9 protein-coding genes are annotated in these 13,040 nt (G+C 36.2%); 7 read left to right on the top strand and 2 right to left on the bottom strand.

All coding sequences use genetic code 11. The features are described 5' to 3' along the window. Positions 1–40: 40 nt before the first annotated feature. Positions 41–2,500, top strand: a complete 2,460-nt coding sequence (locus ICJ84_RS03895; protein WP_188215035.1) for an outer membrane beta-barrel family protein — start codon at positions 41–43, stop codon at positions 2,498–2,500. Between the two features lie 483 nt (positions 2,501–2,983). Here ICJ84_RS03895 and ICJ84_RS03890 read toward each other — a convergent pair whose 3' ends face one another. Further along, complete coding sequence (locus tag ICJ84_RS03890) at positions 2,984–3,994, bottom strand: 3-oxoacyl-ACP synthase III family protein (RefSeq protein WP_188215034.1); 1,011 nt, start codon at positions 3,992–3,994, stop codon at positions 2,984–2,986. 183 nt (positions 3,995–4,177) lie between these two features. Between ICJ84_RS03890 and ICJ84_RS03885 the strand changes: the two genes are divergently transcribed. The 5 genes from ICJ84_RS03885 (at position 4,178) to ICJ84_RS03865 (ending at position 11,093) form a co-directional block, all read left to right on the top strand. Then, a complete protein-coding gene (locus ICJ84_RS03885) occupies positions 4,178–6,598 on the top strand; it encodes an alpha/beta hydrolase family protein (protein WP_188215033.1) in 2,421 nt (806 codons plus the stop codon). Positions 6,599–6,744: 146 nt separating this feature from the next. Next, on the top strand, positions 6,745–8,655 hold the full coding sequence (gene htpG, locus ICJ84_RS03880; RefSeq protein ID WP_188215032.1) for a molecular chaperone HtpG: 1,911 nt from the start codon (positions 6,745–6,747) through the stop codon (positions 8,653–8,655). 146 nt (positions 8,656–8,801) lie between these two features. Further along, entirely contained in the window at positions 8,802–9,479 is a 678-nt protein-coding gene (locus ICJ84_RS03875; protein WP_188215031.1) for a DUF4377 domain-containing protein, read from the top strand. 35 nt (positions 9,480–9,514) lie between these two features. Continuing rightward, on the top strand, positions 9,515–10,345 hold the full coding sequence (locus ICJ84_RS03870) for an FKBP-type peptidyl-prolyl cis-trans isomerase (protein ID WP_188215030.1): 831 nt from the start codon (positions 9,515–9,517) through the stop codon (positions 10,343–10,345). A 136-nt stretch (positions 10,346–10,481) separates the two neighbouring features. After that, positions 10,482–11,093 (top strand): YkgJ family cysteine cluster protein, encoded by a 612-nt coding sequence (locus ICJ84_RS03865; protein ID WP_188215029.1) that lies wholly within the window; start codon positions 10,482–10,484, stop codon positions 11,091–11,093. 90 nt (positions 11,094–11,183) lie between these two features. On the opposite strand, the gene ICJ84_RS03860 is transcribed toward ICJ84_RS03865, so the two are convergent. Continuing rightward, positions 11,184–12,227 carry a hypothetical protein gene (locus ICJ84_RS03860; protein WP_188215028.1) on the bottom strand — a complete coding sequence of 348 codons (1,044 nt, stop codon included), beginning with the start codon at positions 12,225–12,227 and terminating at the stop codon, positions 11,184–11,186. 149 nt (positions 12,228–12,376) lie between these two features. Here ICJ84_RS03860 and ICJ84_RS03855 point away from each other — a divergent pair, with 149 nt between their 5' ends. Beyond that, on the top strand, positions 12,377–13,015 hold the full coding sequence (locus ICJ84_RS03855; protein ID WP_188215027.1) for an MOSC domain-containing protein: 639 nt from the start codon (positions 12,377–12,379) through the stop codon (positions 13,013–13,015). Positions 13,016–13,040: the final 25 nt, after the last annotated feature.

Raw genomic sequence — 13,040 nt, 5'->3', positions numbered from 1 at the left:
GTCTTATTAGTACATCAATCAAAAACATGAATCAATCAAAATGAAAAAACTACTAGCACTATGCTTTCTGGTGGTCGTATCGACTATGGAAGCTAATGCACTATCTACAGACAAAAAAGGCACTATTTTCGGTACCGTTTTAGACGCTAATTTAAACCAACCCTTGCCCTATGTAAATGTTGTTATTAAATCTACTGACGGCAGCATTGTTACCGGAGGAATTACTCAAGAAGATGGTTCGTTTAAAATTGAAAAAATAGAAGAAGGCCAGCTTATTGTAAACATTCAATACATTGGATATAAAACCGTAAATAAACCTGTTTTTATTGGAAAGAATAGTTTCGATATTAATTTAGGAAATATCCTTTTAGAAGAAGAAGCTGAAGGTTTAGATGAAGTTACCGTTGTTGCCGACGTGTCCTCTATTCAACAAAAAGTAGACCGAAAAGTGATAACCATCGGGAAAGATTTAGCAGCCACCGGAAGCGCTTCACAACTTATGATTGGCATTCCATCAGTGAGTATTGATGCACAAACCGGAGACATCAGCTTACGCGGCAATCAAAACGTTCGCGTGATGGTAGACGGCAAACTCTCCAACATTCCAACCGCGCAATTACTAAAACAAATCCCTTCGACTGCCATAAAATCTATTGAATTAATTACCAATCCTTCAGCCAAATACAATCCGGAAGGTATGAGTGGTATCATTAACATCATTCTTCACAAAAACACCATGCAAGGGTTTAATGGTAATGTATCATTGGGCTTAACCCACGAATATGAAGCAAAATTTAACAGCGCCTTAGATGTAAATTACCGTAACGGAAAATTTAATTTTTACGGAAGTTACAGCAACGACATTTCAAAAAACAGAAATAACGGCTATGTTTACCGGCCCGAAAACAACTCAGAGCAATTCTTTAAATTTTTAGACAAAAGACAATCGCATTTGTACAAAGTGGGTGTTGATTTTTATTTAAACGAAAAGCACACTATTTCTATATTTACCACCCAAAACACCTCAGAGAGCGGTACAACCGGTACAACAGATGCGTTGTTTTACGACGACAGCAGTTACAATCAGCGTCAGATTTTTACAGCTTTAAGCGATAACACCTCATCGCAGTACAATTTTGACTATAAATTAGACTTTAAAAAAGAAGGACATAATATTGAATTTGAAGCCGACTACAATGTCTTCAACGATGAAAGTCCGGTCGATTTTGTGTTTCTACTTGGTCCAAACGCCAATTACAAAGATTTCAACTTTACCGACAGGGAAAGCGTCACCTTGAATCTGGATTATGTGAATCCGCTTTCGGAATCCGCAAAACTGGAAGCCGGTTTGCAAACCAGATTATTCAATTCAGACATCGCTTATGCGTCTACAGGGCAAACGTTAAATAATGAAGGCGTTTTAAGACCAACACCCAATACCAATTTCGATTATACCCGAGATATTTTTTCGGCTTACGCTACATTCAGTAAAACTTTAGAAAAATGGACTTACCAGATAGGTCTTCGTGCTGAAAATGTAAAGGAAGATGCCTTAGCGTTGTCTTCGGAAGCAGAAAGCACACAAAGCTTTAAAAATAATTATTTTGAAGTATATCCTTCAGTATTTATCACTTATACTTCCTCCGAAAAAAATGCGTACCAATTAAGTTACAGTCGTCGTGTTGATCGGCCAGGCATCGGTCAGGTAAACCCCATAAAAGAATGGAGCACCCCGCTAATTTCATCTTACGGAAACATCAATTTAGAACCGCAATTCACAAACTCCATTGAAGCCAACTACACCAGAACCCTTAATAAACAAAAAGGTACTGTTACCGGTGGTGTGTTTTACAGAATGATATCCGACGAAATTAACAGAGCCTTATTTATAGACCGCAGCGACGTTACTTCAGGAAGGGTGATTTTAACGCATGATAATTTTGACGACACTTCAGCTTACGGCATAGAACTTTCCAGCAACTATCGCCCTTTCAAGTGGTGGAATATTAATGGTAGTTTCGATTTTTATTCTCAAAACCAAAAAGGCATTGCCGAAAAATTAACCGTACCTATCGAAATCGCCACTATTAACGATATAGAAACAACTGTTGATGAAGTTGATAATATCTTGTGGAATTTTAGAATGTATAATAATTTCAGTCTAGGTAAAACTGTTAGTTTAACCGCTTTCGGATTTTACCGTGGTAAAAACAAAACCATTCAGTTCGAAAGAAAACCCATGTATTTTGTTAATCTGGGAGCTCGCGTAGCTTTCGCGCAAGGTCGCGGGATGCTGAGTTTAAATTACAACGATATTCTTAATACTATGGAATTTGCATTCTATGGCGAAAAACCTTTTGTACAGGAAGGCGCCTTTAACTGGGAAAGCAACACCTGGAATGTTGGCCTTTCCTATCGTTTTGGCGGCGAAACATACAAAGCCAAATCCAGAAAAAACCGAGATAACAATACCAAATCTGAAGGTGGCGGATTCCTGTAAAACCTTTTTTAAAATTTTAAATATAAAATGTACTGATTCGTAAAATATTTTAAACCTAAATAAACAACCATCAAGGTTAGAACGCTTTTGAAAGTTTATTTTTACACGACGTAACTAATTAATTATCAAATCGTTAAAATTTTAAAAAAATTACACTTGTCACACAATAAACAAGAATTACCTACGTTAGGGCTATATACAATCTTGCTATTATTCAAAAAAATAATTATTTAGAGTTAGTCGTCTACACATTATTATAACATTACAGATGTAAGAATTGTATAAACAAAATCCGGTTGTTCTCAAACTTCCGGATTTTTTATTCTGTTAAAATAGCGTTAAACACATTATCTACTGCAATAAAACACATTTTTCTACGTCTAATATAGTACATTCTTCAAAACATACAGATTGTGTTAATTTGGAGTTGATTAATAGCTTTGAAACCCAAAACAGTAAGTTTTGGGTTTTTTAGTTGCTTTTTTACCACTTTATAATAACACTTCCCCAGGTAAAGCCACTTCCAAAAGCAGCCAAGACCACGGTATCACCTGCTTTAATTTTACCTTCCTCCCAGGCTTCTGTTAAGGCAATAGGAATAGAAGCCGCTGTTGTATTTCCGTATTTTTGAATATTATTGAACACCTGGTCATCATTTAAATTAAATTTCTTCTGAATAAACTGTGCAATGCGCAAATTCGCCTGATGCGGAATAAGCATGTCGATTGCATCGGGTGTTAAATTATTCTTCATCAAGCCTTCCATAATGACTTCACTAAAACGCACCACCGCATTTTTAAACACAAACTGTCCGTTCATATACGGGTAATAACTTTGGTCATTCGGGTCGTTATCTGCCAAAATATCATTCACCCAACGTGTTCCCATGCCCGGGGCAGTTAGCACCAATTCTTCGGCATGTTCACCCTGTGAATGTAAATGTGTAGACAAAATCCCTTTGCTATTGTCTTCTTCTCTGGTTAAAACTGCAGCTCCGGCCCCATCACCAAAAATAACCGAAACGCCACGCCCTCGTGTGGTTTTGTCTAACCCGTGAGAATGCAATTCACTTCCAATAACCAGAATGTTTTTATACATACCGGTTTTTATAAAATTGTCGGCCACAGAGAGGGCATATACAAAACCGGAACACTGATTACGGACATCTAAAGCACCAATCGTTTTAATATCTAAAGCATGCTGCACCTGAACGCCCGGACCGGGAAAATACATATCGGGACTTAAGGTTGCGAAAATGATAAAGTCGATATCGTCTTTATCAATTCCAGAGCGCTCTATGGCAATTTTAGCAGCTTTAACTCCCATAGTTGCTGTGGTATCTCCACTGCCTTCTTTTACCCATCGACGTTCCTGTATACCCGTGCGTTCCTGAATCCATTCATCATTTGTATCCATCATTTTTGATAAATCGTGATTCGTCACCACATGATCCGGCACATATTTTCCTAACCCAATAATTTTTGAATTATACATCTCTACAATTTAGTTTAGTTATACTAGTTACAAGTTAAAGATTATTTATTATCAAATCTATAAAAACCCATGAAAAAGCAAACTTAACCGTTATAATAAACAACATGGTTTTTAACATTCCTTTTCAATTTTATTACATTGATTTAATTAAATTTAATGCTTGACTAATTCAAATCATTCAAAATGAAAAACATTCTATTTTACTGTTTTCTCGTCGCCGGGTTAAATATCTATGGACAAGAAAACTTAACTTACCAAAAGCCATCAAAAGAAATTTTAGAACTCGCTACCGCTCCTTTAGCTCCCGCCATTAGAATTGACTATAAAGGAGAAAACATGGTATTTCTATACCGAAATAATTTTAAAAGTATAGCCACCCTATCTGAAACCGAAATGCGATTAGGAGGTTTACGCATTAACCCAAAAACCAATATAAGCAGCAGAGAACGTTACTACAATAATATAAAAGTTCGTGTTGGCAGAAAAGATTCTGAAAGTGATGCCACGGGCTTGCCTACAAATGCAAGGTTATCCCATTTCTCTTGGTCACCAAATCAGGAAAAAATGGCGTTTACAAACACTACTTCAAATGGTGTTGAACTCTGGATTTTAGACATAGCTACTAAATCCGCAAAAAAAATCACAAACGATAATTTAAATGCCAATACGGGAAATCCTTTTTATTGGTTTAAAAATAATAGCTCACTATTAGTTAAGGTTTTACCTGAAAACAGACAAGATTTAATTGACACCAAAACCGCTGTTCCTACCGGCCCAACGGTTTCGGAGAGTGAAGCTGGCGTTATGGCTCAAAACAGAACGTATCAAGATTTACTAAAAAACAAAACTGACGAACATAACTTTGAACAATTAATAACTTCAGAATTACGCAAAGTAGATTTAAATGGAAATGAATCACCATGGATGGCAAGCAATATGTATTCAGACATCTCCTTTTCTCCAGATGGCAATTACATCATGGTAGAAACCATAAATAAACCCTTTTCTTATTTAGTTCCTTATTACAGATTTCCTTCAACAACTTCTGTTTACGACACCGATGCCAATCTCATTAAAACCGTTTTAGAAGTGCCTTTAATTGAAGATTTACCTCAAGGTTTTATGGCCGTTAGAACAGGCATGCGAGATCTTTCTTGGCGAGGCGACCAACCCGCAACTCTCGTTTGGGCAGAAGCTTTGGATGAAGGGGACCCTGCTATTGAGGTCGATTATAGAGACGAAATTTTTCAACAGAAAGCGCCTTTTACAGACCAACCTACATCATTATTAAAAATCATTAACCGCTATGCAGGAATTGAATGGGGTAACGAAACTACAGCTATTGCCGTAGATAGATGGTGGAATACCAGAAACACCAAAGCTTATATCTTCAACCCTTCAAACAACAAAACAAAACCGGAAGTTATTTACGACAGAAATTATCAAGATGTATATAGCGATCCCGGATTCCCCGTAACATCCAAAAATGAATATGGACGCTACACCTTAAACATCAATAAGAACAAAATCTTTTTAATTGGGGACGGTTATACTGAAAACGGAAAATTTCCTTTTATTGATGAATTCGATTTAAAAACAAAAAAAACAACCCGATTATATCAATCTGCTCTTAAAGACAAAATTGAAGATATTTCTATGGCTCTAGATATGAATAAGGGCGAAATTTTAGTACGAATTGAATCTAAAAATGAGTATCCCAATTATTACATTAGAAATATAAAAAAACGAATCGCTCCCATACCGATTACTCAATTTGAGAATCCGTTTAAAAGCATACAAGGTGTTCATAAAGAAATCATTAAATACAAACGTTACGATGGTTTAGAACTAACCGGAACGTTATACTTGCCTACCAATTATGAACCAGGCAAAAAATATCCTATGGTGATGTGGGCCTACCCAAGAGAATACAAAGATAAAAGCAGTGCAGGACAAAGTACCTCTAACTCAAATGAATTTACATATCCATCCTATGGTTCTCCTATTTTTTGGGTGACCAAAGGCTATGTTGTTCTCGACGACGCTTCATTTCCAATTGTTGGCGAAGGAAATGAGGAGCCTAACGACACCTTCATTAAACAATTAGTTGGCAATGCTAAAGCAGCCATTGATGCTGTTGACGATTTAGGTTATATTGACAGAAACAAAGTAGCTGTTGGCGGACATTCATACGGAGCCTTCATGACGGCTAACCTGTTATCACACTCCAACCTGTTTGCTGCTGGTATTGCACGAAGTGGTGCCTATAACAGGACCTTAACCCCTTTCGGATTCCAGAGTGAAGAACGTAATTATTGGGAAGCTCCAGAGATCTATTACCAAATGTCTCCCTTTATGCATGCCGATACTATGAAAACTCCTTTATTACTTATTCATGGAGAAGCCGATAACAACTCCGGAACTTACCCTCTACAAAGTGAGCGCTATTTTAACGCTTTAAAAGGTTTAGGCGCACCAGTAAGATTAGTAATGCTGCCGAAAGAAAGTCATGGTTATGCCGCTGAAGAATCTATTCTTCATCTATTATGGGAACAAGATCAATGGCTGGAGAAACATGTAAAGAACAGAATGGTAGAAAAGTAAATACTTCCTAATATAAAAATTCACAAAAAGGTCATTCTATATCTGTAGGATGACCTTTTTAATGTCAGTTTGTCACATTTATTGTCTTGGCATTTTTGTTGAATAAGCAGTAAACAATAATTATAAACACAATAAAACTATATATCATGACAAAAGGAAATATTAATGTATCGGTAGAGAACATCTTCCCTCTCATTAAAAAATTCTTATACAGTGACCACGAAATCTTTTTACGTGAGTTAATTAGTAACGGTACAGATGCTACTTTAAAATTAAAGCACTTAACAAGTATTGGTGAATCGACTTCAGAATATGGCAACCCACAAATTGAAGTTAAAATAGATAAAGAAGGTAAAAAACTTCACATTATCGATCAGGGTATTGGTATGAGTGCCGAAGAGGTTGAAAAATACATTAATCAAGTGGCCTTTTCCGGTGCTGAAGAATTCTTAGATAAATACAAAGATTCGGCTAAAGATTCAGGTATTATTGGTCATTTTGGTTTAGGTTTTTACTCAGCATTTATGGTAGCTGAAAAAGTAGAAATCATTACCAAATCGCACACAGGTGCTCCTGCTGCACACTGGACCTGTGACGGTTCTCCGGAATTCACTTTGGAAGAAGCTACTAAAGAAGATAGAGGAACTGAAATTATTCTTCACATTGCTGAAGATTCAACTGAATTCTTAGAAGAATCTCGTATTCGTGAGTTACTTCTAAAATATAACAAGTTTATGCCTATTCCAATTAAATTTGGAACCAAGGAAATTAACGATCCTGAGCATGAACCTGCAACGATTACCGACAAAGACGGAAAAGAAACGAAAGAACCTCACAGAAAAATTACGGTTGATAACATCATCAACAACCCTAACCCGGCCTGGACAAAACAACCAACCGATTTAGAGGATGAAGATTATAAAAACTTTTACCGTGAGTTGTACCCAATGCAATTCGAAGATCCGTTATTCCACATTCACTTAAATGTAGATTATCCGTTTAACTTAACTGGTATTTTATACTTCCCGAAGTTAGGACAGGATATGAACATTCAAAGAGATAAAATTCAGTTATACCAAAACCAAGTATTTGTAACCGATAATGTGGAAGGCATCGTTCCTGAATTCTTAACCATGCTTCGCGGGGTTATCGATTCACCAGACATTCCATTAAACGTATCACGTTCGTATTTACAGGCTGATGGTGCTGTTAAAAAGATTTCATCATACATCACGCGTAAAGTAGCCGATAAATTAAAATCGTTATTCAACAATAACCGTGAAGATTTTGAAGCGAAATGGAACGACATTAAAGTAGTAATTGAATACGGTATGCTTTCAGAAGAAAAATTCTTCGAAAAAGCTGATGCTTTCGCTTTATACCCAACAGTAGACGGTTCTTACTATACTTACGAGGAGCTTTTCAACAAAATAAAAGCCAATCAAACTGATAAAGATGGTAAATTAGTTATTCTTTACGCTGCCGACAAAGATGCTCAGCACAGTTACATAGAAGCTGCTAAAGCGAAAAACTACGAGGTATTATTATTAGATTCTCCTATTGTTTCTCATTTAATTCAAAAGTTAGAAACCACAAAAGAAAACATTTCATTTGCGCGTGTTGATGGCGACCATATCGATAATTTAATTAAGAAAGATGAAACTACGATTTCTAAGTTAGATGAGGATCAAAAGAAAGCTTTAGATGAATTATTAAAAGACGTGATTCCTTCTGAAAAATTCATGGTACAACTGGAAGCTATGGATAGCAATGCGTCTCCTTTCATCATTACGCAACCAGAATTTATGCGTCGCATGAAAGAAATGCAGGCGACTGGTGGTGGTGGCATGAGTATGTTTGGTAATATGCCAGAAATGTACAACCTTGTTGTGAATACAAATTCAAATTTAGTTAGCGACATTTTAAATAAAGGGGATAAAGCCGATCAAGAACGCTTAATCAACCAAAGTTTAGATTTAGCGCGTTTATCTCAAGGTTTACTAAAAGGAGAAGAACTTACAAACTTCATTAAACGCAGCTACGAGATTTTAAAGTAAACATTAATTACTTTCTATAATTTAAGGCCTCATTTTATTAATTTAAATGAGGCTTTTTATTTTTATAACATTTCATTAACTTATTAATCTGAAAATTGGCAAGACATTTGAAAAGGATACAGAATAACTTTTAAATATATTGAGATATGTCATTACTAAAAACCATGTTACCAATAACCATTATAGCTACGCTTTTTACATCTTGTAATTCTATAAAAACAACCACCTACTGGGTAAATAGTGTAAAAACCGACTGCAGTGTTGGCGCCGGAAAAATGCAGTGTCTACAAGTTTATAAAGGAGCAGATGTCGATAAAGCAACCTGGAGTACATTCTCTGCACCCATTGAAGGCTTTGAATTTGAATTTGGATATTTTCAAAAAATTGAAGTAGCCGAAACTGCACTGGATACTAAAGACGTTCCTGCTGATGCCTCTTCAATTAAATACAACTTAGTTAAAGTTTTAGAAAAAAAGCAAGATCCTAAAATGGCATTAAACGACATTTGGTCTGTAACCGCAATACATGGCAGTGCTATAAGCAATTCAAGACAAACACCTAATCTGGAAATTAACATTTCTAAAATGCAGATTTCCGGAACTGATGGATGTAATAATTTCACCGGGGCGATTAAAAACATTACAGCCAGAAACATCAGTTTCGGCCCCATCGCAGCTACCAGAAAGATGTGTCCGGATATGACTATTCCAAGTAATTTCCACAAAGCACTGAACAGCTCTGTGAGTTATAAACAGGATAATTTAACCCTTTCATTTTTCGATGATAACGGCAGCGAAACACTAACGCTTAAAAAGGTAGATTAAATTATTAAGTTGCTTTATATTTGCCCTAAAAAACTATGAAAAAATTATTTGTATTAGCTACGGCATTTCTATTTTTTGTGTCTTGTAGTACCGATGAACCTGTTGATTACAGTGTTCAAAACGATGAAGAAATTCAGGCTTACATTTCTGAAAACAACTTAACCGCTGAAAAAACCGCTACAGGTTTGTACTATGTTATTGACGAGCAAGGTACGGGCGAAATGCCGACGCAAGCCTCTGATCGTGTTAAAGTGATTTACACAGGTTATTTGACCAACGGTGACGTTTTCGATGAAAGCACTGAAGGCGCTTCTTTCTACCTTCAATATGTTATTCCTGGCTTTGCAGAAGGATTAACAAAGTTCAAAGAAGGTGGTCGTGGTAAAATAATCATTCCGGCACATTTGGGCTACGGGAGTAGCAAACAAAATGATATTCCGGCAGGCTCAGTAATCATTTTTGATATTGAATTAGTTTATGTGAATTACAAAACAGAAAACGATATTCAAATTCAAGAATATTTAACCGAAAATAACATTGAAGCTCAAAGCACAGGTTCTGGATTATATTACGTAATAAATGAACCAGGAACCGGTGTCTATCCTACCAGTTCAGACAAAGTAACTGTGGCTTACACCGGCTCTTTCTTAGATGGTAATATTTTTGGAGAAAGCACCGTATCGGGCTCTACTGTTGCACTAGACCAGGTGATTGAAGGCTGGAAAGAAGGTATTCCTTATTTTAACGAAGGCAGTAAAGGCACGCTTTATATCCCTTCTCATTTAGGCTATGGCAACTATTATTATAACGGAATTCCTGGGGGTTCTGTTTTAATTTTCGATATAGAGCTTAAGTCTGTAAACTAAACATTTTTAGCCTTAAAAAATATAAAAGCCATCTTTAATTAAAGATGGCTTTTTTTATTCTTAAAAAAGAAATAAACACCGTAACAAACAATCGAATTTTCGTTTACATTCGCACATATTTTTGCGTGTCATTTTTATGTCAATAGAACAAAAAGTAAAACTGGTTGAAGCGTTATTCAGCCAACTCGATTTAGAGATTTCTCAATTTCAAAATCACTCCAAATTACAATGTTTAACTGGCTGCGGAAATTGTTGCACCAATGCAACTATTGAAGCTTCTCCATTGGAATTTCTTCCCTGGGCTTTTCATATGTATCTAATCGGCAAAGCCGAAGATGCTTTAAAAACTCTTAAACCAAAAACAAAGCATTCGGTTTGTCATTTATACAGTCCTTTAAATTTAACCGATACGCTTTTAGGTAGCTGTGAAAACTATCGCTATCGCGGACTCATTTGCAGACTTTTTGGTTATGCGGCATCAAGAGATAAATATGGTAAAAAGCGTTTGATAACCTGTAAAATTATAAAAGAAAATCAGCAGAATTTTTATAATGAAACTATGGAAGCCATTAATGCCGGATTGTACATTCCTATGTTTACCGACTACTATATGCAACTGGCGCAAATAGACTTTAAATTAGGTCATACCATTGTCCCCATTAACAAAGCTCTTAAATTGGCTCTCGAAGACGTTCTGCAGTATTATGCTTACCGGCCTTTCCCTGGAGGTTTGGAACAAATTGCTTAAAGAAAAACCTCTTGCTCTCGAAGCAAGAGATTCACGAATTTAACACGTTATCCCTTAACCGATATTAAATTTCACAATTATATATTTTAATTAAAAATCGATAGTTACAGAGCTTGCTCCGGGAACAGAACTTGAGTAGACTGGCGCATAATTCCCACTGCTCATAGGCATATCGAAAATCAATAATTTTTGCTGCGCGCGCTCGGCTACAAAAATGGCATGTTTATCTGTACTTATAGCAACATCAACAGGGTTTCCTAACTCCGTTAAGTCTCCCTCAATTCTAATCTGGTCATCCAGACCAATCATTCCACTTTCGGCTGCAGTCATGAATTTAGCTGAAAAATCGTGAATTATTATTAAGGCACCATCTGAAGCTGAAGTAGGCATACCCGAAGCAGAACCTATATCGGTTAATACCATGGTATCTGTTCCTGCATCATAATCTAGTCCATGTGTACGCACCAAACCTTCGATTGCTACTTTAGCTGTATACATTAAATCGCCGCTTTTAGCGTTATGAAAATTCTCGAAGTAAACTAGATTACTTGATACGTCTTCAATCGCCCACAAATCTTTACCATTTACATGAACATCCCAAACTTCAAACCCCACATGATATTGTCTGAAATCAGAAATAACCTCTTCATTTACATGATAGCTCACCAGTTTCCCTGGTGTTACATCATCAACAACCACAACTTTATTATTATATAAATCTGATCCTCTTCCATTTTCAAAAGTCGATGGCCCCATCGCCGTTGGTATCAGTACATCGCCATTCATGGCTTCAGAAATATTGGACAGAGCTACCAAAGCTTTATCCGATCGGTTTACCTGATAAATTGCGTCCCGATTAGCATCGTATTCTACGCCATCGGCATCCATATAAGGTAAGCTTAAAACTTTCATACTTGGCATTTCTAACGCTTCTTGCACATTAAAAATGCTTAACATCCCCGAAGTATTTGATGACACATACACGGAATGTCCTTTCATTGCTTCATCCATTTCGTAAGATTTACTGGCCTTACTATTATAGCCATCTATCATTGAGGAGTCTACCGATTCGGTTTGACAATTGGTTAGTGTGAATGCTAAAACCCCGCATGCGAATAATTGAATTGTTTTCATAATGTATAATTTATTGATTAATAATTACTTCAATATTCGGGGCTTACCACACCTACGCAAAAAAGAAAGTTGCGGTTTTAAAATTTTCTATATTTTTTTCCATCACTAAAATTTGATACCTTTCTACCAACAACCAAACAGCACATGTCATGCACATAACAACAACTAATATTGCCGTCCCAACAACTGTAACCTGGAATAACAAACCGGTACAAACAGGCATTTACAAAACCCCAACAAACACGCCAATTTTTTTAGGAAAAAGTGACGTAAAAAATGATAGTGTTATTGATAGAAAATATCATGGAGGAGAATTTAAAGCGTGTTATTTATTTTCTAAAAATCACTACGGTTATTGGAAAACACTCTACCCCAGCCTCACCTGGAACTATGGCATGTTTGGAGAAAATTTAACGGTTGACAACCTTGATGAAACTAAAATATTTGTCGGTGATATTTATAAAGTAGGCTCTGCTTTGATTCAAATTACAGAACCTCGTGAACCTTGCTGGAAATTAGGTGTTAAATTCGGCTCTCAGGACATTTTAAAACAGTTTATTGCTCATGGGTTTTCCGGTACTTATGTTCGCGTTTTAGAAGAAGGATTTGTGAGTGCCGGAGATGAATTTCAACTTGTTGAGAAAGCCCCGAATAGCATCAGTATTCATCAGTTTTTTAATTTACTTTATAATACAGAAAAAGATCAGGAGTTGTTGCTAAAAATCATTAATAGCGACTCCGTTCCGCCTAAAAAACGAGAGGAATTAAAACGGTTTGTAAATTCATAGGATTCCACCTTTCCTTTTTCAAGAT

Origin of the sequence: Aestuariibaculum suncheonense, assembly GCF_014596935.1 — a bacterium.
In the GTDB taxonomy this organism is placed as follows: Bacteria; Bacteroidota; Bacteroidia; order Flavobacteriales; family Flavobacteriaceae; genus Aestuariibaculum; species Aestuariibaculum suncheonense.
Note: the sequence above shows the minus strand (reverse complement) of the source record. Positions and strands in the feature narration are given on the sequence as shown.

What these genes read in the sequence shown, in the direction of transcription:
- ICJ84_RS03855 (WP_188215027.1), top strand. Translation starts at nt 12,377, where the DNA reads ATGCACATAACAACAACTAATATTGCCGTCCCAACAACTGTAACCTGG.
- ICJ84_RS03895 (WP_188215035.1), top strand. Translation starts at nt 41, where the DNA reads ATGAAAAAACTACTAGCACTATGCTTTCTGGTGGTCGTATCGACTATG.
- ICJ84_RS03860 (WP_188215028.1), bottom strand. Translation starts at nt 12,227, where the DNA reads ATGAAAACAATTCAATTATTCGCATGCGGGGTTTTAGCATTCACACTA.
- ICJ84_RS03865 (WP_188215029.1), top strand. Translation starts at nt 10,482, where the DNA reads ATGTCAATAGAACAAAAAGTAAAACTGGTTGAAGCGTTATTCAGCCAA.
- ICJ84_RS03875 (WP_188215031.1), top strand. Translation starts at nt 8,802, where the DNA reads ATGTCATTACTAAAAACCATGTTACCAATAACCATTATAGCTACGCTT.
- ICJ84_RS03890 (WP_188215034.1), bottom strand. Translation starts at nt 3,994, where the DNA reads ATGTATAATTCAAAAATTATTGGGTTAGGAAAATATGTGCCGGATCAT.
- htpG (WP_188215032.1), top strand. Translation starts at nt 6,745, where the DNA reads ATGACAAAAGGAAATATTAATGTATCGGTAGAGAACATCTTCCCTCTC.
- ICJ84_RS03870 (WP_188215030.1), top strand. Translation starts at nt 9,515, where the DNA reads ATGAAAAAATTATTTGTATTAGCTACGGCATTTCTATTTTTTGTGTCT.
- ICJ84_RS03885 (WP_188215033.1), top strand. Translation starts at nt 4,178, where the DNA reads ATGAAAAACATTCTATTTTACTGTTTTCTCGTCGCCGGGTTAAATATC.